A 22,623-nucleotide genomic window follows, 5' to 3' on the forward strand; every position below is an offset into this window, starting at 1 on the left:
CGCTCAAAACGCACGGTAATGGCTCAACCTCACGGTTTTACACCGTGAGGAACCTCGCCATGGGCCTGCAGATTCTGACCCCACCCGTCGAATCCCAGCTACGCGCCATCGCTGCTCCACTTGTAGCAGCCTGTCCCGATATGCGCCAGTTGGCCCGCGACACAGCTGTTGGGTTGTTGAGCAAACACAACTTGTCACACCTTGACCCTGACCAGGTCTACCTCAACCGTTTCGAAACCGCCCAGAGCAGCCCTCGCACCTTCAGTGGGTGGCAGCACCTGGACCCGCCTGTCCAATCCTTCACACTGCCGCAGTTGGTCATGCACCGTTTCGACGTCCATGACCAGGATAACAGCGACCTGCTCAGTTACCTGACCGGCTTTTACAGTAATGGCCCTGGCCCCGGTTTTTATGACGAGCACAATGAGATCCGTCTGGAGCCCCAGGCTGTGCTCGAGGATTTCTGGCAAATCGACTTCAGTACCCAATTTCACCATCGGCTTCAGGCGTTTTGGCAAGAACATGCTGAGCACTATCGTGTACTGGCGAAAGTCAACTTCCTCGCCAAGGTGATCGAAATTTGCGCGGCCGACAGCAGCACGGCGCTGGCCCAGCATGTTCGCCGCGTCGCCACTGCGCTGACAGGTCTTGATATTGCATCACCCACGTTGGAGCAACTTCAGGCGGTTGTACTGCCGGCCGCGGGTTATCGCGTGTGTACCTTCGACATTGGCGGGCACATTGCGAGCGACTTTCTGCGCATTGTGCTGGAGGATGGTTCGCAACTGCTGTACACCCCAGGTGAAACGGACGCACTGCATCTTTTCCCAACGCGCAAGGACCTCTACTGGTGGGTGTTGAACAATACCAACGAAGCCGAAAACCGGGCGCGCTTCGTGGCGCACTTTCCGTTGTCCAGCCGTGCCCAAAAAGATGATCGCCTTGGCCTCAATCACCTGATCGATCTACTGTTCTTCAATTGGGGCGGTGATGATCACGAGTGCCTCAATCAGCTCGATGCCACCCTGCCGGGCGATGCGTTCAGTCACCTGCGCGACGCCGCGCGCCAGCGCATGACCGACGACGCACAGTTCGCCCTGCGCAGCAACGCGGACCTGCGCAAACAGCTGTGGATCGGCTATCTCAGGGCCTTCGGCCAAGTAGCAGGGCCCATGGCAGCTGTCGACTGGCCGATCGCACTGGCTGTGGTCGGCGCAGGGCTTGCCGATATGGGGCTGAACATCGACCAGGCTGTCAACGGTCATACCACGAGCGAGCGGCAGGCCGGTGTGACCGGCGCGATCTTGGCGGCCATGGACACCTTGTTCAACGCCGCCATGCTAGCCGGTGCCGTAGGTGCAGGCGCCGAGGAAACGCTGATTGATCCACAGGTGCCTGAGGGCAGCACCCTGGCCGTTGAGCAAGAGGAGGCGGCCCCGGCGACACCCGCCGAAATTGACGCCTGGGTCCCTGAGCCGTTCCGCCCGGTTGGCCATGAAGACCTGCTGGCACCTTTTGAAACCAACATCATCCTCAGCGCCCAGTCTGGGAGTGGCGGGCAGGAGGGTATCTATCTGCAGGATGGCAAGTTCTATGCGCTGATTGACCAGCAACCCTTCGAGGTCCGTTATGTGCAGCAGATGGGCAGCTGGGTGGTCATCGACCCGCAGAATCCGTACTCGTTCTATCGCAACGTGCCCATCCATATGACAGCGGACGGCCAGTGGCAACCTCTACAGCGCTCAGGCTTGCAGGGTGGCGGATTGCCACGCAAGTTGCTTGGGGCCTGGGGGCGGCCAAGCAACGCAGCTGCTGTGCAGGCCCTGCCCGAAATGCCCTACGAGATTCCGCGTGAAACCCGTCCTCTGCTTGAGCATGCCGCCAATGCCCCGGTAGATGAACGCGCGCTAAGTGGAATCATGAGCAGCTTCGATGCTCAGGTAGAAGCGAGCTACCAGGCATTCCGTGCCAGCCGTGACGCACTTGCCACCGACGCCGTTGCCTATCTTGAAAATGTCATACCGCCCGCGCGGCCCGCAATAACGGCTATGCCTCGTGACGCCAGTGCCAAGCTGATCATCCGCAGCCTCTACCAGAACAGTGAAGGGCTGGTCATCGGTGAAAGCCATTCAGGGCTGGGCAGCAAGCAGTTTCTGATAGACAACATGCCTCTGCTCAAGCGCGAAAAGATCAAGGTGCTCTACCTGGAGCATTTCATGACCGACTTTCATCAGGCCGACCTTGATGTGTTCAAATGCTCGGGCAAGATGCCCGCCCGGTTGAGCACCTATGTGAATAATCTGGATGAAGGTCATGGGGTCGATCTGGCAGGCCGCTACTCGTTTCGCAACGTGCTGATTGCGGCGCAGAAGTCCGGCATCCGTATCCAGTCCATCGACTGCATGGCCAGCTACCGCCAGGCCTGGGACAACCCGCCATCGGCGGTGATCAGGCAGCAAATGATGAACTTCTACACCCATGAAATCATCGAGGCGGACCAGGCGGTCCGAGGCCCAAGCCGGTGGGTTGCGCTGGTGGGAAATAGCCACGCCAGCGACTTTGAAGGCGTGCGCGGCGTAAGCGAACTTCAGGGCGCAATCAGTTTGCGCGTCGAGGACATTGAGGTAGGTATGCCCGGCGGTATCGGTGCCGACCCTGGGCTGGCGGCCATTGATTACGTCATGGAGGTACGCCGGGTCAAAAGCGATCTTCGCCTGCAAGTACCGATTAAAGCGGCGAAGCCGGTCGGTGAGGAAGTGGCGGCCATGCTCAAGCATAACGGTGCATTCACGTTCGAGAGCACCGATGGCCAGTTGCAGTTGGTGCATCGCAGCCGCACGGGTGGGTTGGTGTACACGCCCATCGTCCAGGAAGGTGAACGTTTTTATATCCAGCGGCCCGAGTGGCCATGGGTCAGTGAGCGACGGCTAGCAAGCCTGCGAGAGATACGTACCCTGCTGGAGCATCATGGGTTGCAGTATGTGCTGACGAGATGAGTCGATGCGCGGGAGGCGTGCATTTGGCCTACGCCTCATGGAGCGCCTGAACGGCACCCATGCCATGCGGATCATGCGATGAGCACTGACCTGGGCAAAAGACACGGGCATATCCACAGCGGGCACAAAAAAGCCGCTTTGGGTATGTCTGTTTGACAACATCCCTCAAAGCGGCGTTTTTGGATTATTTTCAAAACCCTGTGAAGGATCTTGATTATCTGGCTCCGCGACCTGGACTCGAACCAGGGACCCAATGATTAACAGTCATTTGCTCTACCGACTGAGCTATCGCGGAATGTGCACGTATCTTACTCAACAGCAGGGGTAAGTCAAGTCACCCCTGCGAAATCAATCAGTTACAGCACTTCAACGATGGCTTTGGTCACGACGTGGATATTGTTCTGGTTCAGCGCAGCCACGGCTATGCGGCCAGTGTCCAGCGCGTAGATACCGAACTCGTTCTTCAGCCGAGCCACTTGCTCCACGGTCAGGCCCGAGTAGGAGAACATGCCGACCTGGCGACCCACGAAGCTGAAGTCGCGCTTGGCACCGTAATGAGCCAGCAACTCGACCATCTGCTTGCGCATGCCATGAATGCGCTCGCGCATTTCTGCCAGCTCGGTTTCCCACATCTGCCGCAGCTCTGCGCTGTTGAGTACCGTCGCCACGATGGTGGCGCCATGGGTGGGGGGGTTGGAGTAGGTGGTACGAATAACCCGCTTGACCTGGGACAGCACGCGCGTGCTTTCGTCTTTGGAGGCCGTCACGATCGACAGGGCGCCCACGCGCTCACCGTACAAGGAGAACGATTTGGAGAACGAGCTGGAGACGAAGAACTCAAGGCCCGACTCGGCAAACAGGCGTACGGCAAAGGCGTCCTCGTCGATGCCGTCTCCAAAGCCCTGGTAGGCCATGTCCAGGAAGGGCACATGACCTTTGGTCTTGACCACTTGCAGGACGTTCTTCCAGTCTTCCAGGTCCAGGTCCACCCCGGTCGGGTTATGGCAGCAGGCATGCAACACGACGATGGAGCCTGCGGGCAACGCCTCGAGGTCTTCGAGCATGCCTGCCCGATTGACGCCGTTGGTCGGGGCGTCATAGTACCGATAGGTATGAACCGGGAAGCCCGCTGATTCGAACAACGCACGGTGGTTTTCCCAGCTCGGGTCGCTGATGGCTACCACGGCCTCGGGGGATACACGCTTGAGGAAGTCGGCGCCGATCTTCAGTGCGCCCGTACCGCCCACTGCCTGGACAGTCACAACCCGGCCATCGGACAGCAACGGGGACTGGGCACCGAACAGCAGTTTCTGCACCGCTTGGTCATAGGTCGCGATGCCGTCGATCGGCAGGTAGCCACGCGAGGCATGCTGGGCGGCACGCTGGGTCTCGGCTTCGATCACCGCCCGCAGCAGCGGAATGCGGCCTTCCTCATTGCAGTAGACGCCCACCCCCAGGTTCACCTTGTCGGTGCGTGGGTCGGCATTGAATGCTTCGTTGAGGCCCAGGATGGGGTCGCGGGGTGCCAGCTCGACAGCGGAAAACAGGCTCATTGTTACCTTGGCTCGGATAGGAGTGTAAGGGGAGGTATCCGCTCCAGCCGAATGCACTGAAGCGGGGCACAAACGGGGAGTCAGTATAGTGATCCGGTACGGTCACGGCGACACTGCGACGCCGCTTTTACGACTATTTGCGCAAAAAATTTTCGACCCTTGCGGCCTTTGCCCTGTCCACCGTAACACGGGGTCACCGTTGGGCCTTCAAAGCGTCCCCCGGCGTGCCCATTTGGGTATAGACTACTGGCTAAATTTACAGTGCAGCACCGCGAGGTTCGACATGTCCGAGTTCCAGCTCGTTACCCGGTTCCAGCCAGCAGGCGATCAACCAGAGGCCATTCGGCAAATGGTCGAGGGCATCGAGGCGGGGTTGGCGCACCAGACTCTGCTGGGGGTGACCGGCTCTGGCAAGACCTTCAGCATCGCCAACGTCATCCAGCAGGTGCAGCGCCCCACGTTGGTCCTGGCACCGAACAAGACGCTGGCGGCGCAGTTGTACGGCGAGTTCAAGGCATTCTTCCCCAACAATGCGGTGGAGTACTTCGTTTCCTACTACGACTACTATCAACCCGAAGCCTATGTGCCCTCATCGGACACCTTCATCGAGAAGGATGCCTCGATCAACGACCATATCGAGCAGATGCGCCTTTCGGCGACCAAGGCGCTGCTCGAGCGGCGCGATGCGATCATCGTCACCACCGTGTCCTGCATCTATGGCCTGGGCAGTCCTGAAACCTACCTCAAGATGGTGTTGCACATCGACCGTGGCGACAAGCTCGACCAGCGCGCGTTGCTACGCCGACTGGCCGACTTGCAGTACACCCGCAATGAAATGGATTTCGCCCGTGCCACCTTCCGAGTGCGTGGGGATGTCATCGACATCTACCCGGCCGAATCGGACCTCGAAGCCATACGCGTCGAGCTGTTCGACGACGAGGTGGAAAACATTGCCGCGTTCGATCCGCTGACAGGCGAAATCCTGCGCAAGTTGCCAAGGTTCACGTTCTACCCCAAGAGCCACTACGTGACGCCGCGAGAAACGCTGCTTCAGGCGGTTGAGGGTATCAAGGAAGAGTTGGCCGACCGGCTTGAGTACCTGCACAAGGCCAACAAGCTCGTGGAGGCTCAGCGTCTTGAGCAGCGTACCCGCTTTGACCTGGAAATGATCATGGAGCTGGGTTACTGCAACGGTATCGAAAACTACTCTCGCTACTTGTCCGGTCGTCCTGCCGGTGCGCCCCCACCTACGCTGTATGACTATCTGCCCGCCGACGCACTGCTGGTCATCGATGAGTCGCACGTCAGCGTTCCCCAGGTGGGCGCCATGTACAAAGGGGACCGCTCACGCAAGGAAACGCTGGTGGAGTACGGGTTTCGTCTACCGTCGGCGCTGGACAACCGCCCCATGCGCTTCGACGAGTGGGAGAGCGTCAGCCCGCAGACCATCTTCGTGTCCGCCACGCCCGGTCCTTATGAAGAGGCGCATGCTGGGCGCGTCGTCGAGCAGGTGGTGCGTCCCACTGGCCTGGTCGACCCGCAGATCGAAATACGCCCTGCGCTGACCCAGGTAGATGACCTGCTCTCGGAGATCCGCAAGCGCGTGGCCCTGGGCGAGCGGGTGCTGGCCACCACCTTGACCAAGCGCATGTCCGAGGACTTGACCGATTACCTGGCAGACCATGATGTACGGGTGCGATACCTGCACTCTGACATCGACACCGTGGAGCGGGTCGAGATCATCCGCGACTTGCGCCTGGGCACGTTCGATGTCCTGGTCGGCATCAACCTGTTGCGCGAAGGCCTGGACATGCCCGAGGTTTCGCTGGTCGCCATCCTCGATGCGGACAAGGAAGGCTTCCTGCGCTCCGAGCGTTCGCTGATCCAGACGATTGGCCGGGCTGCGCGTAACCTCAATGGTCGGGCGATTCTATATGCCGACGCCATAACCGGTTCGATGCAGCGGGCCATTGACGAGACCGAGCGACGTCGAGAAAAGCAGATCGCCTTCAACGAAGCGCACGGTATCGTGCCCAAAAGCGTGGTCAAGGACATCACCGATATCCTTGAAGGTGCGACCGTCCCGGGCGCTCGCAGCAAGAAACGCAAGGGGATGGCCAAGGCGGCAGAGGAGAGCGCGCGTTACGAGGCCGAGTTGCGCACCCCAGGCGAAATCACCAAGCGTATCAAGCAGCTCGAAGACAAGATGATGCAATACGCCCGTGACCTGGAATTCGAAGCCGCCGCCCAGTTGCGTGACGAGATCACCCAGTTGCGAGATCGCCTGATCGCAAGTTGATGCCTGGCGGTCGGCATTCACCGCGCATCGATCAGGCGAGACCGCGCTGCACCCAAGCCACCCACGGTATGGCCTACCGTGGGCTCGGCATCATGGGGGGCCAGCTCAGGTTCACCGCATCGCTGGAGCCCGGTGCCTGCCACCTGCTAACATCGAGGCTTTGTTTCATCTTTCGTTCGAGACTCCCATGACCACCGTACGCACGCGTATCGCGCCATCGCCTACCGGCGACCCCCATGTCGGCACCGCCTACATCGCCCTGTTCAACTACTGCTTCGCCAAACAGCACGGCGGCGAGTTCATCCTGCGCATCGAGGACACCGATCAGCTGCGCTCCACGCGCGAGTCCGAGCAGCAGATCTTCGATGCGTTGCGTTGGCTGGGCATCGAATGGAACGAGGGCCCGGACGTGGGTGGCCCACATGGTCCGTATCGGCAGAGTGAGCGCGGTGAAATCTATGCCCAGTACGCCAAGCAGCTGGTCGACGCCGGCCATGCGTTCTATTGCTTCTGCACCGCCGAGGAGCTGGAGCAGATGCGCGCCGAACAGCAGGCCCGCGGCGAGACGCCTCGTTACGATGGGCGAGCGTTGCTGCTGAGCGCCGACGAAGTGCAACGCCGGCTGGACGCAGGCGAGCCCCATGTAATCCGCATGAAAGTGCCCGCCGAGGGCGTGTGCGTGGTGCCGGACATGTTGCGCGGTGACGTGGAGATCCCGTGGGATCGCATGGACATGCAGGTGTTGATGAAAAACGATGGCCTGCCCACGTACTTCCTGGCCAACGTGGTCGACGATCACCTGATGGGCATCACCCACGTACTGCGCGGTGAAGAGTGGTTGCCGTCGGCGCCCAAGTTGATCAAGTTGTACGAGTACTTCGGTTGGGAACAACCCAAGCTGTGCTACATGCCCCTGCTGCGCAACCCGGACAAGTCCAAGCTTTCCAAACGCAAGAACCCGACGTCGGTGACGTTCTACGAGCGCATGGGCTTCATGCCCGAAGCCATGCTCAACTACCTGGGCCGGATGGGCTGGTCCATGCCCGATGAGCGCGAGAAGTTCTCGCTGGCCGAAATGGTCGAGCACTTCGACCTGTCCCGCGTTTCGCTGGGCGGGCCGATCTTCGACATCGAGAAGCTCTCCTGGCTCAACGGCCAATGGCTGCGTGAGCTCCCTGTGGAAGCCTTTGCCCAGCGCCTGCAGAAATGGGCGTTCAACAGCGACTACATGATGAAAATCGCGCCGCATGTGCAGGGCCGGGTTGAAACGTTCAGCCAGGTGGTGCCTTTGGGCGGGTTCTTCTTCGAAGGCGCACTGAAGCTTGACGCCAAGCTGTTCGAAAGCAAGAAATTGTCGGCCGATCAGGTGCGCCAGGTCCTGCAGTTGATCCTGTGGAAGCTTGAGAGCCTGCGTCAGTGGGAAAAAGAGCGCATCACCGGTTGCATTCAGAGCGTGGTCGATGCATTGGAACTGAAGCTGCGTGACGCCATGCCCTTGATGTTCGCCGCGATCACCGGGCAGGCAAGCTCGGTGTCGGTGCTCGATGCCATGGAAATCCTCGGCCCTGACCTGACCCGATATCGTCTGCGTCAGGCCTTGGATTTGCTGGGCGGTGTTTCCAAGAAAGAAAACAAGGAATGGGAAAAGCAGCTGGCTACCATCGCTTGAGATGAGGCAGGCGGGCAGGCCGTCGTTCCCACGACGGTCGGCCGCTGCCGTGTGCAATGGATCCAGCGTTGCAGGCTGGTCTGGCCCGCCCGATAAACCGATATTGCGGGGCAGGGCGGTAAGTGATTGTTATCTGTGAAAAAACTTTTGGTTTTTTTGAAGATTTAGTTTGACAGGCCTGCACCTGGATCTTAATATGCGCCCCGTCCACAGCGATGAACATAAACGAAACGCCAGGCACCCAGCCAGCGTATCGGTTCAGCGTGACTCTGTGGGGCTATAGCTCAGCTGGGAGAGCGCCTGCATGGCATGCAGGAGGTCAGCGGTTCGATCCCGCTTAGCTCCACCAAATTCCTGTTGTCAGCCAATGGCTGACACGTAGAACGGGCACTAGCAGCACGTTCTTGAAGGTAAGAAGGTTCGTCCCCTTCGTCTAGTGGCCTAGGACACCGCCCTTTCACGGCGGTAACAGGGGTTCGAGTCCCCTAGGGGACGCCAGTTCTACACAAGCGATGTTTCGGCATGGCTGGGCCGCGAGGCTAGAAATCTGGGGCTATAGCTCAGCTGGGAGAGCGCCTGCATGGCATGCAGGAGGTCAGCGGTTCGATCCCGCTTAGCTCCACCAATTACTGCCAAGGTTTGCATTGCAAACTTTTGCGAAGGTTATGTCCCCTTCGTCTAGTGGCCTAGGACACCGCCCTTTCACGGCGGTAACAGGGGTTCGAGTCCCCTAGGGGACGCCAGTTTTACACAAGCAGTGTTTCGACATTGCTGGGCCGCGAGGCTAGAAATCTGGGGCTATAGCTCAGCTGGGAGAGCGCCTGCATGGCATGCAGGAGGTCAGCGGTTCGATCCCGCTTAGCTCCACCAATTACTGCCAGGGTTTGCATTGCAGACTTTTGCGAAGGTTACGTCCCCTTCGTCTAGTGGCCTAGGACACCGCCCTTTCACGGCGGTAACAGGGGTTCGAGTCCCCTAGGGGACGCCACGTTTACCCGCGTTTTGCGGGACTTTAAAGGCTCATTCGCATATTGAATGGGCCTTTTGTTTTTTCTACTAAAAAATCCCTAACGCCGCTCTCCCTTCTGGGGTGGACATTTCTGGTCCGCTCACTGCTAAATTCCCTTTTTGCCCCATGGGACATGAACATGAGCTGGGACCTGCCCACACCTTTCATAATCGACGTGCTTGTCGGCAGCGAAGACATCGATGGACTGGGGCATGCCAACAATGCCGTCTACGTCACTTGGCTAGAACGTTGCGCCTGGCGACATTCCCAACGCCTGGGGTTGGACCTTGCGGCGTATCGCCTGCTTGATCGCGCCATGGCGGTGGTCCGTCACGAAATCGATTACCTCGCCGCCGCTTACGAAGGTGACGAATTGGAGTTAGCCACCTGGATCGTCGACTGGGATCAGCGTCTGCGCATGACCCGACGGTTTCAGCTGCGTCGTGCGCGTGATGGGATGACCTTGCTTCGCGCCCGGACCACCTTTGCGTGTATCGAGCTGTCTACTGGCAAACCCAAGCGCATGCCTGCCGAATTTCTGGACGGCTACGGGCCAGCGCTGATGCCCGCCTGAAGCACGCCTAAATTTTGCTAGACTGCCGCCTTTTGCGCCGAGATCATTCCATGCAAATTGCCCTGGCCCCCATGGAGGGGCTGGTCGACAACATTCTGCGAGACGTACTGACCCGCGTAGGCGGCGTCGATTGGTGCGTCAGTGAATTCATCCGCGTCTGTGATCGCCTGCTGCCAGCCTCCTCGTTCCATAAATTGGCCCCCGAGCTGAGCAACGGCGCGCATACGGCGGCAGGCGTGCCCATGCGCGTGCAACTGCTGGGGTCCGACCCAGCGTGCCTTGCCGATAACGCTGCATTGGCCTGCGAGCTGGGCGCCCCGGTCATCGACCTCAACTTTGGCTGCCCCGCCAAGACGGTGAACAAGTCCCGGGGTGGGGCGGTGCTGCTCAAGGAGCCTGAGTTGCTCCACGCCATTGTCCGCGAGGTCCGGCGCGCGGTGCCTGCCGCGATCCCCGTCACCGCCAAGATGCGCCTGGGTTTCGACACCCCGGATGGGGCGCTGGACTGTGGCGTGGCCCTGGCTGAGGGCGGGGCGGCCCATTTGGTGGTACATGCCCGGACCAAGGTTGAAGGCTACAAGCCGCCCGCGCACTGGGAGTGGGTGGCGCGCGTGCAGGACGTGGTCAAGGTGCCGGTGTTCGCCAATGGCGAGATATGGACGGTCGACGACTGGCGTCGCTGCCGGGAAGTCAGCGGCGCTGAGCACATCATGCTGGGGCGTGGCCTGGTTTCTCGCCCTGACCTGGGTGTGCAGATTGCCGCAGCCAATGCCGGAACGCCCTACCAGGCCATGGGTTGGGAGCAATTGCTGCCGCTACTTCAGGCGTTCTGGCTTCAAGCCCAGGCCAAACTATCACCCCGATACGCCCCGGGACGAATGAAGCAATGGGTCGCCATGTTGACGCGCAGCTACCCTGAGGCCGTGCTGCTGTTCGCCGAGCTGCGCCGCGAAGATGACTGCGCGCGCATCGGGCGCTTGCTTGGCGTGGCGTCGACGGCAGATCAAGCGCAGGTGGCGTGACCACCTGGCACAGGCGAAATTTTTTTTTGCACGGCCCTTGAAAGCGCCTTGATGGACCTTATCTCTTGAGTACGCGATGCCGAATTCGGGTCGCGTAATGACTTACTTGCTGATATCTCAGGAGTTATGACCATGACTACCGCTTTCTCTCTTGCACCACTGTTCCGCCACTCCGTTGGTTTCGACCGCTTCAATGACCTGTTCGAATCCGCGGCACGTAATGAGGCTGGTAGCAGCTACCCGCCCTACAATGTGGAAAAGCACGGTGATGACCAGTACCGCATCGTGGTTGCCGCGGCTGGTTTCCAGGAAGAGGATCTCGACCTTCAGGTCGAAAAAGGCGTGCTCACCGTGACCGGTGGCAAGCGTGACAATGGCTCGGCAGAAGTGACATACCTGCACCAGGGCATTGCCCAGCGCGCCTTCAAGCTCTCCTTCCGCCTGGCTGACCACATCGAGGTCAAGGCAGCGGGCTTGGCCAACGGTCTGCTTAGCATCGATCTGCTGCGTATCGTGCCTGAAGAAGCCAAGGCCAAGCGCATCCCGATCAACGGCGAGCAACCCGCGCTGAACTGATCCAGCGCATCACCAAGAAGGGCACCCCAGGGTGCCCTTCTTGCGTTGTGCAGGCGCGCGGTCACTTCAGGGCGCTTGCAACAGTCGCCGGAACGCCTGTAGCGGCAAAGGCCGGCTGTGCAGGTAGCCCTGGTACAGGTGACACCCCAGTTTTTCCAGAAACGCCAGCTGTTCGGTCAGCTCTACGCCCTCGGCGATTACCGCAAGCCCAAGGCTAAGCGCCATGGCGACGATGGCGCGGACGATTTCAGCATCGTTGGGGTCTATCGTTACGTCACGGACGAATGTCTGGTCAATCTTCAGTGCATCGACGGGCAGGCGTTTGAGGTAGGTCAGCGAGGAATACCCCGTGCCAAAGTCGTCCATGGCAAACGTTACCCCGTGGCTTTGCAACTCCCGCATCTTGGCAATGGTGTCTTCCAGGTTCTGAATGACGATACCTTCGGTGATCTCGAGCTTGAGCAGTTTCCTGGGCAACTGACTGTCGTCGAGGCTGCGCAGGACGCGGCCAACAAAATCTTTCTGGCGAAATTGCCGCGGGCTGATGTTGACGCACAGGCTGAAATCGTCGGCATCTATCAAGCCGTCGGCCAGCAGGTGGGCGCAGGCAACGCAAGCCTCATCGAGTACCCAATTGCCCACCTCCAGAATCAACCCGCTTTCCTCAAGGACCTGAATGAACTGGCCTGGCGACTGCTGGCCGAGTTGAGGGTGGTGCCAGCGCAGCAGCACCTCGGCACCGACGATCCGGTTGTCGCGGGCGTCGACCTGCGGCTGGTAATGCAAGGCCATTTCGCCACGGGCCAGCGCCAGGCGTAGATCACTCTCCATGCGCAGGCGTTCGCTGGCCGCCTTCTGCATGCTGGCATGAAACAGTTGAGTCGTATTGCGCCCGGAGTCCTTGGCGCGGTAAAGCGCGATGTCGGCGCGTTTGAGCAGGTCGGCAGGCGTTGTGCCGTGGTCCGGGATCAAGGCCACGCCAATGCTGGGGGTCACCTGCAGGCGTTGGCCGTCGAGTGACATGGGCTGGGCCAGCAGCGCGCGTAGGGTGTCAGCCAACTGGCGAACCGTATCCTCGACCTCATCACGATCGCCTTCCAGGCCGCTGAGCAGTACCACGAACTCGTCACCGCCCAGCCGTGCCACGGTATCCTCTACACGTACACTGGCCTCTAGTCTGGCCGTGATGATCTTGAGCACTGCATCACCGACCGGATGGCCCAGCGAGTCGTTGATGTGCTTGAAATGGTCCAGATCGAGGAAAAGCAGGGCGCCGCGCAGATTGCGCTGCTTGAGCAAGGCGATCTGCTGACCCAGCCGCTCCATCAGCAGAGCACGGTTCGGAAGATTGGTCAGCGGGTCGTGGTAGGCAAGGTGACGGATCTGTGCCTGGGCGTGTTTCAGTTGGCTGACGTCCCGCGCGGTCATCAGCAGGCACTGCACGTCGTTGAGCAGGATCTGCTCCACGGACACCTCTACCGTCAGGAGATCGCCGCGCTTGTTGCGCCCCAGCATTTCTCGGTGGTGTACCCGGCCATGCTCGCGCAGTTCGGCCAGCAGGGTGGTTCGCTGTTGCGCATCGGTCCAGATGCCGATGTCGAAAACGGTGCGCCCGACGACCTCGCCCGCCGAGTATCCGGTCAAACGGCAGAAACCGTCGTTGATTTCCAGGTAACGCCCGGTTGCGCATTCAGTGATGGTGATGGCGTCCGGGCTTGAGTGAAACGCCTTGGCGAATTTCTCTTCGCTGGATTTGAGCGCTGCCTCTGCCCGCTGCTGTTGGGTGATGTCGCGCAGCGTGGTGACGCTGCAGGGTTGGCCGTCCACTGTGATCAGGCGGCTGGAGATCAGGCAGGTCAAGGCGTCGCCACTGCGGTGATGGACGACCAACGCAACATTGCTCAGGGCCTGCTCGCGGATGACCCGTTCGATGCGGTGCGCACGCAGGGCCGATTCGGCCCACAAGCCTATTTCTTGGGCCGTGCGGCCGATCAACTGCTCGGTCGTCCAACCGAAGGTATGGGTGAAGGCGGGGTTGATCTCGATGAATTGTCCCGTGTCCTGGCGCGTTACGCAGATAGGGTCGGGGCTGACTTGAAACAGGCTGGCAAACTTTTCCTCCGAGGCACTCAGGCGAAGCTCGCGCTCAACCTGGTCGGTGATGTCGAGCAGGGTGCCGGCCATGCGCAGAGGGTTGCCGTGATCGTCGCGATACAAGCGCGCACGGCTTTCGATATACCGCGAAACGCCATTCTCCAACTGTACCCGGTAGGTGAACTGATAATTGCCAGCCGGCCCTTCGCGCAGGCTGCTGTAGGCCTTGCGCATGGAGAGGCGTTCCTGTTCCGGAACGCCTTCGAAAAACGCATCGAAGGACTCGTGAAAGGCTACTGGCGGCAGCCCGTGCAATTGTGCAGCCCGGGCCGAGCCGTAGAGCATGCCGCTAGGAATGTGCCAGTCCCACGTGCCTAGCTGCGCCGAATCCAGCGCAAGGTCCAGGCGCTCCTGGCTGTCCTTGAGGGCAAGATCCGCGCGCTTTCGCTCAGTGGTGTCGACGAAGGTACTGAGTTGATAGGTGGTGCCTTCAAGCTCGATGCCCTGGGTGCAAAGGATGCCGTCGTGGACCTTGCCGTCGCTGCCGCGAAACTGCACCTCCATGGTCAGCGGGCCGCTGTTCAGGCGCGAAGAATCGAGCATGTGCTGGCGTTGCGCGGCGTCGGCCCACAACCCCAACGCCACGCTGGTACGGCCGATGACCTGGCTGGCGGGCCAGGCGAATGTATCCTCGAAGTGCCGATTGACTTCGAAGATCATGCCGTCGTGACGTCGGGTCAACAAGATGGCATTGGGGCTCAGGTGGAAGAGGGTGGCAAGGCGCTTTTCAGAGTTCATCAGCGCAGTTTCCCGCTCGCGCTGGCGCGTGATCTCGCGTACCACCCCAATCATCTGCGGCCTGCCGTGCGGGTCGCAGGTCAGGCTGCCATTGATCTCCAGCCAATGCAGGCTGCCGTCTGGCCAGCGAATGCGGTGGCGCATGGCCCGCCCTACCGGTTCGCCATCGAACACCGCCTGGAACGCCTTGCGTGTTCGCGCGCGGTCCTCTTCGGCAAGCAGGTCCAGGTAATCGATGTCTCCGGGCAGGGCGCGCAGCGGGTCGAAACCGAACAGGGCCTGGGTGCCCCGGGACCAGCTTACCCGGCCGCTTTCAATATCCCAAAGCCACGCACCCAGGCGCGCACCATTCAAGGCGGCCAACAGCTGCGGCGCACTCTGCCAGGCCTGCTCCGACGCCTCGGGGTCTGCCGCATGGATTCGCGGCAGGCGCATGAAGCGGTTTGCTGATTTGGGCATGGTTACCAGACCTTTGGCATGGGGCACATCCTTGAAGGGGCCGGGCAGACGGCTGTTCAGACGCTTGCGGCATGGCCATCGAGCAGGGCCATGAACGCCTTGGCGGCGTTGGACAGGGTCCGCTCGGTGTGCAGAATGTAGCCTAGCTGGCGGGACAACCCAATGCCGGGCAAGGCGATGGGTGCCACCTGGTCGTCAAGCATCGTGCGCGGCAGCACGCTCCAGGCCAGACCGATCGATACCATCATCTTGATGGTTTCCAGGTAGTTGGTGCTCATGGCGATGTTCGGTGTCAGGCCTTGGCTTTCGAACAGACGCTGGACAATGTGGTGGGTGAACGTATTGCCTCCTGGAAACACCGCAGGGTGGCAAGACACATCGGCAAGGGTAACGGCGTCGTTGTTGGCCAATGGGTGCTCGGGGGCGGCTACGAAATCCAGCGCGTCCTGCCATACCGGTACCGCGTTGATCAGGGGGTGGGGCTCAGGTGCGAGGGTAATGACCGCCAGTTCGGCACGACCATGCAGAATCTCATCGTAGGCCTGTTCCGAATCCAGAAACTGAATATCCAACGCCACTGCCGGGTATTGGCGGGTGAAAGCCCGCAATAATGGGGGAAGACGGTGCAGGCCGATGTGGTGGCTTGTGGCCAGGGTCAACCGCCCCCCCACTTCCCCTGACAAATTGGTCAGCGCCCGTCGGGTATCCTCAAGCACGTTGAGAATTTGGTAGGCCCTGGGAAGCAGTGCACGCCCGGCTTCGGTCAATGTCACCTCGCGGCCCAGGCGGTCGAACAACCGTGTGCTCAACTGCTGCTCCAGGCCAGCAATGCGCTTGCTGACGGCAGGCTGGGTCAGGTACAGGCGCTCGGCTGCACTGGAAAAGCTGCCGGTTTCCGCAATGGCGATAAATGCACTGAGATTGGCCAAGTCCATTGGGAGAATTCCTTTCGGTTATCCAAAGGATAAAAATTATGAATTTGAGTTATTCACTCTAACCCCCTAGCATCGCCCATACAAGCCAAGGGGTCTTTGGCATAGAAAGACGCTGATGAGGAACAGTCTGATGGCTGGCAAAACGCTCTACGACAAACTCTGGGAAGCCCACGAGGTCAAGCGCCGTGATGACGGCTCGTCCTTGATCTACATCGACCGTCACATCATCCATGAAGTGACCTCGCCGCAGGCTTTCGAAGGGCTGCGCCTGGCCAATCGCAAGCCATGGCGTATCGATGCCAACATCGCCACGCCCGACCACAACGTGCCGACCACCCCGGAGCGCAAGGGCGGGATCGAAGCCATTGTCGACCAGGTGTCGCGCCTGCAGGTGCAGACCCTCGACGAGAACTGTGATGAATACGGCATCGTCGAATTCAAGATGAACGACGAGCGCCAGGGCATCGTCCACGTCATCAGCCCCGAACAAGGCGCTACCTTGCCAGGCATGACCGTGGTCTGCGGCGACTCACACACCTCCACCCACGGCGCCTTCGGTGCGCTGGCCCACGGCATCGGCACCTCCGAGGTCGAACACGTACTGGCTACCCAGTGCCTGGTGGCCAAGAAGATGAAGAACATGCTGGTGCGCGTCGAAGGCCAGCTGCCGCCGGGTGTCACGGCCAAGGACATCGTCCTGGCGGTGATCGGCAAGATCGGCACTGCCGGTGGCAACGGTCACGCGATGGAGTTCGCGGGCAGTGCCATTCGCGAGCTGTCGATGGAAGGCCGCATGACCATCTGCAACATGTCCATCGAAGCCGGTGCCCGTGTTGGCTTGGTGGCCACCGATGCCACCACCATCGCTTATGTCGAAGGCCGCCCTTACTCGCCCAAGGGCGAGCAGTGGACGCGTGCTGTCCAGGCGTGGAAAGACCTGGTGTCCGATGAGGATGCCGTTTTCGATACCGTGGTCGAACTCGATGCCACGCAGATCAAGCCGCAGGTCAGCTGGGGTACCTCGCCAGAAATGGTGCTTGCCGTCGACCAGCGGGTGCCGGACCCGGCTGCCGAAGCCGACCTGGTCAAGCGTGGCTCCATTGAGCGCGCCCTGAAGTACATGGGCCTGAAGGCCAACCAGGCGATCACCGATATCCACCTGGACCGCGTGTTCATCGGCTCGTGCACCAATTCGCGCATCGAAGACCTGCGCGCGGCAGCGCAGATCGCCAAGGGCCGCAAGGTGGCGAGCAGCGTCAAGCAAGCCATCGTCGTTCCCGGCTCGGGCCTGGTAAAGGCTCAGGCCGAGCGTGAAGGCCTGGACAAGATATTCGTCGAAGCCGGCTTCGAATGGCGCGAGCCAGGCTGCTCGATGTGCCTGGCCATGAACCCGGATCGGCTGGAAAGCGGCGAGCACTGCGCATCCACCTCCAACCGTAACTTCGAAGGTCGTCAGGGCGCAGGTGGCCGCACGCACCTGGTGAGCCCGGCCATGGCCGCCGCGGCCGCCGTCACCGGCCACTTCATCGATGTCCGCGAGTTGATCCAAGGGAGCGCAGCATGAAAGCTTTCACTCAGCACATAGGCCTGGTTGCGCCGTTGGACCGTGCCAACGTCGATACCGACCAGATCATCCCCAAGCAGTTCTTGAAGTCGATCAAGCGCACAGGCTTTGGCCCCAACCTGTTCGACGAGTGGCGTTACCTGGACGTAGGCCAGCCCTATCAGGACAACAGCAAGCGCCCGGTAAACGAGGAATTCGTGCTCAATCACCCGCGCTATCAAGGCGCCAGTGTGTTGTTGGCGCGTGAGAACTTCGGTTGCGGGTCCAGCCGTGAGCATGCCCCCTGGGCCCTGGACGAGTACGGCTTTCGGAGCATCATCGCGCCAAGCTTTGCCGATATCTTCTTCAACAACAGCTTCAAGAACGGCTTGCTGCCGATCATCCTCAGCGATGAAGAAGTCGATGAGCTGTTCAAGCAGGTAGAAGCCGCGCCAGGTTACCAGCTGACCATCGACCTGCAGGCCCAGGCGGTGACACGTCCGGACGGCAAGGTGCTGCACTTCGAGATCGACGCATTCCGCAAGCATTGCCTGCTCAATGGCCTGGACGACATTGGCCTGACCCTGCAGGACAGCGATGCGATCAAGGCGTTCGAGGACAAGCACCGTGCTGCGCAACCCTGGCTGTTCCGTGACGCCTGACTGAAGCCAACGCGCTCACCGGCCTGCTTGCCAGCAGGTCGGTGCAAGCCGGATCGCCCACGCTCTCTGGCGACAGCCTGTACCACTGCCGCCATGGTCGATCCCGTATCGGCAACTCCTCCATCACCAGGACATCCCAATGACTCGTACACAGCATACCGATGTGGTTCAGCGCCAATTTGGCGATCAGGCGGGTGCCTACCTCAGCAGCGCCGTGCATGCTCAAGGCAGCGAGTTCGCGCTGTTGCAGGCCGAGTTGCAGGGGCAGGGCGATGCACGCGTGCTGGACCTGGGCTGCGGGGCAGGTCACGTCAGCTTCCAGGTTGCGCCGCTGGTGGCGCAGGTGGTCGCGTACGATCTTTCCCAGTCCATGCTGGACGTCGTCGCCAACGCTGCCGCCGATCGCGCGCTGACCAATATCATGACCGAGCGTGGCGCGGCAGAATCGCTGCCATTTGCCGATGCGTCGTTCGACTACGTGTTCAGCCGCTACTCAGCCCATCACTGGAGCGACCTGGGCCTGGCGCTGCGCGAGGTGCGCCGCGTGCTCAAGCCGGGCGGCGTGGCGGCATTCATCGACGTCATGTCGCCTGGTAGCCCGCTGCTGGACACGTACCTGCAAGCGGTAGAAGTGCTGCGCGACACCAGTCATGTTCGCAATTATTCTGCTGCCCAGTGGCAGCGCCAGGTCAGCGAGGCCGGCCTGCGTGTTCGCAGTCATGCCCGGCAGTCACTGCGCCTGGAATTCGGCAGTTGGGTCGAGCGCATGCGCACCCCTGAGCCGATGCGCCTGGCCATCCGCGAACTGCAGCAAGCCATGGGCGAAGAAGTACGGCAGTATTACCAGATCGAGGCCGATGGCTCGTTCAGCACGGATGTGCTGGTGCTGTGGGCAGAACGTTAAGCCTTTTTCGGCGCGGCCCGATTCGCCGCGCTGCGTGAATGCATAGAGGAAAGCATGAGCAAGCAGATTTTGATTCTTCCGGGTGATGGCATCGGTCCTGAAATCATGGCCGAAGCCGTCAAGGTGCTGGAGTTGGCCAATGACAAGTACCAGCTCGACCTCAGCCTGACCCATGACGTGATCGGTGGCGCAGCCATCGACAAGCACGGGGTGCCGCTGGCCGATGAAACCCTGGAGCGTGCACGCCAGGCCGATGCCGTGCTGCTCGGCGCCGTAGGCGGTCCCAAGTGGGACAAGATCGAGCGTGACATTCGTCCTGAGCGCGGCCTGCTGAAGATCCGCTCGCAACTGGGGCTGTTTGCCAACCTGCGCCCGGCCATTCTCTATCCGCAGCTGGCCGATGCGTCCTCGCTCAAACCGGAAATCGTCTCTGGCCTGGACATCCTCATCGTTCGCGAGCTGACCGGCGGCATCTACTTCGGTGCCCCACGTGGTCAGCGCGAGCTTGAAGGTGGCGAGCGCCAGGCCTATGACACCTTGCCCTACAGCGAAAGCGAAGTGCGGCGCATCGCCCGCGTCGGTTTCGACATGGCCCGGGTGCGTGGCAAGAAGCTGTGCTCGGTGGACAAGGCCAACGTTCTGGCTTCCAGTCAGCTGTGGCGGGAAGTGGTCGAGAGCGTGGCACAGGATTACCCGGATGTGGAACTGAGCCACATGTACGTCGACAACGCGGCGATGCAGCTGGTGCGCGCACCGAAGCAGTTCGACGTCATGGTGACCGACAACATGTTCGGCGACATCCTGTCGGATGAAGCTTCCATGCTGACCGGTTCCATCGGCATGCTGCCATCGGCGTCGCTGGATGCCAACAACAAGGGCATGTACGAGCCCTGCCACGGCTCGGCGCCGGACATCGCCGGAGCAGGCATCGCCAACCCGTTGGCCACCATCCTGTCCGTGTCGATGATGCTGCGTTACAGCTTCGACCAGTCGGCTGCTGCCGAGGCCATCGAGCAGGCTGTCAGCCTGGTGCTCGACCAGGGCTTGCGCACTGGCGACATTTTCTCCGAGGGCTGCCGCAAGGTCGGCACGCAGGAAATGGGCGACGCAGTAGTCGCAGCGCTGCGGAATCTGTAATCTCTCTGGCCCGCCATCCCCAATCCCGATGGCGGCCCACTTTTAGCAAAGGTGTAGTTGCGATGAAACGTGTAGGTCTGATCGGTTGGCGCGGCATGGTTGGTTCCGTGCTCATGCAGCGAATGCTGGAGGAGCAGGATTTCGACCTTATCGAGCCCGTGTTCTTCACCACCTCCAATATTGGTGGCCAGGGCCCGAACGTGGGCAAGGATACCGCGCCGCTCAAGGACGCGTATTCCATCGAAGAGCTCAAGACCCTCGACGTGATCCTGACTTGCCAGGGCGGCGACTACACCAATGAAGTGTTCCCCAAGCTGCGCGAAGCAGGCTGGCAGGGCTACTGGATCGATGCGGCCTCGTCCCTGCGGATGCAGGATGATGCGGTCATCGTGCTCGACCCGGTCAACCGCAAGGTCATCGACCACCAGCTTGATGCCGGTACTCGCAACTTCATCGGCGGCAATTGCACGGTCAGCCTGATGCTGATGGGCCTTGGCGGGTTGTTCGAGGCCGGTCTGGTGGACTGGATGAGCGCCATGACCTACCAGGCAGCGTCCGGTGCAGGGGCGCAGAACATGCGCGAGCTGATCAAGCAGATGGGTGCCACCCATGCGGCGGTCGCCGAGGACCTGGCCAACCCGGCCAGCGCCATCCTCGACATCGACCGTAAAGTGGCCGAAGCCATGCGCAGCGATGCCTACCCGGCTGAAAACTTCGGCGTCCCATTGGCCGGCAGCCTGATCCCCTGGATCGACAAGGAGTTGCCCAACGGCCAGAGCCGCGAAGAATGGAAGGCGCAGGCCGAAACCAACAAGATTCTGGGTCGCTTCAAGAACCCGATTCCGGTGGATGGCATCTGCGTGCGCATCGGTGCCATGCGTTGCCACAGCCAGGCGCTGACCATCAAGCTGAACAAGGACGTGCCGATCGCCGACATCGAAGGCATGATCAGCCAGCATAATCCTTGGGTAAAGCTGGTACCCAACCAGCGCGAAATCAGCATGCAGGAACTGACCCCCACCAAGGTGACCGGCACGTTGAACATTCCGGTTGGTCGTCTGCGCAAGCTGAACATGGGTTCCCAGTACCTGGGGGCGTTCACGGTAGGTGACCAACTGCTGTGGGGCGCTGCCGAACCACTGCGTCGTATGCTGCGGATCCTGCTGGAACGTTGATACGGCCCCATCTGTACCCGAACCCGCGCTGCTCCCAGCGCGGGTTTTTTATTTTGAGGCGTGCGGTGAAGGTGGCAGGGGATACGAGGCTGCGCACAGGCAGGTGGCGACTACCTGCGACGGGTCGGCGTTGGCCTCGCTTGTGTAATGCGGGTAAAGTGCCGCTCCCGTTTCGCCAGAGGCAGCCTGCAATATGAAACCTTCATTCGATATCGCCGTCGTCGGTGCCACCGGCAGCGTCGGTGAGGCGTTGGTCCAGATTCTCGAAGAGCTGGATTTCCCGGTCGCCACCCTGCATCTGCTCGCCAGCATCGAATCGGCGGGCAGCAGCGTGATGTTCGCCGGGAAGAAGCTCAAGGTACGTGAAGTCGAGGGGTTCGATTTCGGGCAGGTCAAGCTGGCGTTCTTTGCAGCCGGTGCCGCGGTCAGCCGCAGCTTCGCCACCCAGGCTGTGCAAGCGGGCTGCACCGTCATCGACCTGTCCGGTGCCCTGGACAACGCCCTGGTTGTCGTTCCAGAAGCCAACGCCGAGCAAGTGGCGGGGCTCAAGCGGCCCGCGCTGATCACAAGCCCCTGTTCAGGAGCCGTGGCCGCCGCCGCCGCCCTGGCCCCGATCAAGCATTTGCTGGACATCGAGCATGTTCAGGTGGTGGCGTCTTTGGCGGTATCGGCCCAAGGCCGTGAGGCAGTCAACGAGCTTGCGCGGCAAACGGCCGAGTTGCTCAATGCCCGTCCGTTGGAACCGCGTTTCTTCGACCGCCAGGTCGCCTTCAACGTGCTGGCCCAGGTCGGCAAGGTCGACGAACAGGGTCATACCGCCGTAGAGCGGCGGATGGTGCAGGAGCTGCGCGAGCTGCTGGGCCAGCCTGAACTGAGTATTTCAGCAAGCTGCATTCAAGTCCCGGTGTTTTTCGGCGATAGCTTCAATGTGGCGGTGCAGTGCCGCCACGCCGTGGATTTGTCGGCCGTCAACCAGGCCTTGGACGTGGCGGCAGGCATCGACCGGGTAGATCCGGACGACTATCCAACACCGGTTGGCGACGCAGTGGGGCAGGACGTGGTCTATGTTGGACGTGTACGCCATGGCGTTGATCAAACCCAGCAGCTCAACCTCTGGTTGACCACCGACAATGTGCGCAAGGGCGCGGCGCTCAACGCTGTGCAGGTGGCACAATTGTTGATTAAACACGGTCTGTAAAAGATACTGGCAGGCACTTT

15 protein-coding genes and 7 tRNA genes are annotated in these 22,623 nt (G+C 60.9%); 18 read left to right on the forward strand and 4 right to left on the reverse strand.

Annotation, left to right across the window (positions count from 1 at the left end):
- Positions 1–59 precede the first annotated feature (59 nt).
- A complete protein-coding gene (locus tag NMB38_RS06685) occupies positions 60–2,996 on the forward strand; it encodes a dermonecrotic toxin domain-containing protein (protein WP_494354927.1) in 2,937 nt (978 codons plus the stop codon).
- 219 nt (positions 2,997–3,215) lie between these two features.
- Here the strand turns inward: NMB38_RS06685 and NMB38_RS06690 are convergent.
- Positions 3,216–3,291, reverse strand: a tRNA-Asn gene (locus NMB38_RS06690).
- 61 nt (positions 3,292–3,352) lie between these two features.
- A complete protein-coding gene (locus NMB38_RS06695) occupies positions 3,353–4,549 on the reverse strand; it encodes an amino acid aminotransferase (RefSeq protein WP_028688127.1) in 1,197 nt (398 codons plus the stop codon).
- A gap of 283 nt (positions 4,550–4,832) precedes the next feature.
- Between NMB38_RS06695 and uvrB the strand changes: the two genes are divergently transcribed.
- The 11 genes from uvrB (at position 4,833) to NMB38_RS06750 (ending at position 11,698) form a co-directional block, all read left to right on the forward strand.
- Positions 4,833–6,848 carry an excinuclease ABC subunit UvrB gene (gene uvrB / locus NMB38_RS06700; protein WP_023535858.1) on the forward strand — a complete coding sequence of 672 codons (2,016 nt, stop codon included), beginning with the start codon at positions 4,833–4,835 and terminating at the stop codon, positions 6,846–6,848.
- Between the two features lie 187 nt (positions 6,849–7,035).
- Positions 7,036–8,517 carry a glutamate--tRNA ligase gene (gene gltX / locus NMB38_RS06705; RefSeq protein WP_111475701.1) on the forward strand — a complete coding sequence of 494 codons (1,482 nt, stop codon included), beginning with the start codon at positions 7,036–7,038 and terminating at the stop codon, positions 8,515–8,517.
- Positions 8,518–8,790: 273 nt separating this feature from the next.
- Positions 8,791–8,866, forward strand: a tRNA-Ala gene (locus tag NMB38_RS06710).
- A 73-nt stretch (positions 8,867–8,939) separates the two neighbouring features.
- Positions 8,940–9,015, forward strand: a tRNA-Glu gene (locus NMB38_RS06715).
- 51 nt (positions 9,016–9,066) lie between these two features.
- A tRNA-Ala gene (locus NMB38_RS06720) sits at positions 9,067–9,142 on the forward strand.
- Positions 9,143–9,184: 42 nt separating this feature from the next.
- Positions 9,185–9,260: transfer RNA gene (locus tag NMB38_RS06725), tRNA-Glu, on the forward strand.
- Positions 9,261–9,311: 51 nt separating this feature from the next.
- A tRNA-Ala gene (locus NMB38_RS06730) sits at positions 9,312–9,387 on the forward strand.
- Positions 9,388–9,429: 42 nt separating this feature from the next.
- Positions 9,430–9,505 (forward strand) — tRNA-Glu (locus NMB38_RS06735).
- Between the two features lie 160 nt (positions 9,506–9,665).
- Entirely contained in the window at positions 9,666–10,100 is a 435-nt protein-coding gene (locus NMB38_RS06740; protein WP_027916481.1) for an acyl-CoA thioesterase, read from the forward strand.
- A gap of 50 nt (positions 10,101–10,150) precedes the next feature.
- Positions 10,151–11,122: a tRNA dihydrouridine synthase gene (locus NMB38_RS06745; RefSeq protein ID WP_027916482.1), complete on the forward strand. Its 972-nt coding sequence runs from the start codon at positions 10,151–10,153 to the stop codon at positions 11,120–11,122.
- 132 nt (positions 11,123–11,254) lie between these two features.
- A complete protein-coding gene (locus NMB38_RS06750) occupies positions 11,255–11,698 on the forward strand; it encodes an Hsp20 family protein (protein ID WP_027916483.1) in 444 nt (147 codons plus the stop codon).
- Between the two features lie 66 nt (positions 11,699–11,764).
- Here the strand turns inward: NMB38_RS06750 and NMB38_RS06755 are convergent, their stop codons facing one another.
- Together NMB38_RS06755 and NMB38_RS06760 are read right to left on the reverse strand one after the other, a co-directional pair.
- On the reverse strand, positions 11,765–15,049 hold the full coding sequence (locus tag NMB38_RS06755) for a sensor domain-containing protein (RefSeq protein ID WP_196110525.1): 3,285 nt from the start codon (positions 15,047–15,049) through the stop codon (positions 11,765–11,767).
- Between the two features lie 56 nt (positions 15,050–15,105).
- Positions 15,106–15,984, reverse strand: coding sequence for a LysR family transcriptional regulator (locus NMB38_RS06760; protein ID WP_027916485.1), 879 nt, complete (start codon positions 15,982–15,984; stop codon positions 15,106–15,108).
- A gap of 130 nt (positions 15,985–16,114) precedes the next feature.
- Here NMB38_RS06760 and leuC point away from each other — a divergent pair, with 130 nt between their 5' ends.
- The 6 genes from leuC to NMB38_RS06790 all read left to right on the forward strand — a co-directional run bounded on the left by leuC (position 16,115) and on the right by NMB38_RS06790 (position 22,603).
- Positions 16,115–17,548: a 3-isopropylmalate dehydratase large subunit gene (leuC, locus tag NMB38_RS06765; RefSeq protein WP_125922719.1), complete on the forward strand. Its 1,434-nt coding sequence runs from the start codon at positions 16,115–16,117 to the stop codon at positions 17,546–17,548.
- Positions 17,545–18,189 (forward strand): 3-isopropylmalate dehydratase small subunit, encoded by a 645-nt coding sequence (gene leuD / locus NMB38_RS06770; protein WP_145130169.1) that lies wholly within the window; start codon positions 17,545–17,547, stop codon positions 18,187–18,189. Before leuC ends, leuD begins: the two co-directional genes overlap by 4 nt.
- Before the next feature lie 139 nt (positions 18,190–18,328).
- Positions 18,329–19,093 (forward strand): class I SAM-dependent methyltransferase, encoded by a 765-nt coding sequence (locus tag NMB38_RS06775; protein ID WP_028688131.1) that lies wholly within the window; start codon positions 18,329–18,331, stop codon positions 19,091–19,093.
- A gap of 54 nt (positions 19,094–19,147) precedes the next feature.
- Complete coding sequence (leuB, locus tag NMB38_RS06780) at positions 19,148–20,230, forward strand: 3-isopropylmalate dehydrogenase (protein WP_028688132.1); 1,083 nt, start codon at positions 19,148–19,150, stop codon at positions 20,228–20,230.
- A gap of 62 nt (positions 20,231–20,292) precedes the next feature.
- Positions 20,293–21,405, forward strand: a complete 1,113-nt coding sequence (gene asd, locus NMB38_RS06785) for an aspartate-semialdehyde dehydrogenase (RefSeq protein WP_027916490.1) — start codon at positions 20,293–20,295, stop codon at positions 21,403–21,405.
- 193 nt (positions 21,406–21,598) lie between these two features.
- Positions 21,599–22,603 (forward strand): aspartate-semialdehyde dehydrogenase, encoded by a 1,005-nt coding sequence (locus NMB38_RS06790; RefSeq protein ID WP_088523034.1) that lies wholly within the window; start codon positions 21,599–21,601, stop codon positions 22,601–22,603.
- The last annotated feature ends 20 nt before the right edge of the window (positions 22,604–22,623 follow it).

Source organism: Pseudomonas sp. FBCC-B35, from assembly GCF_059133755.1.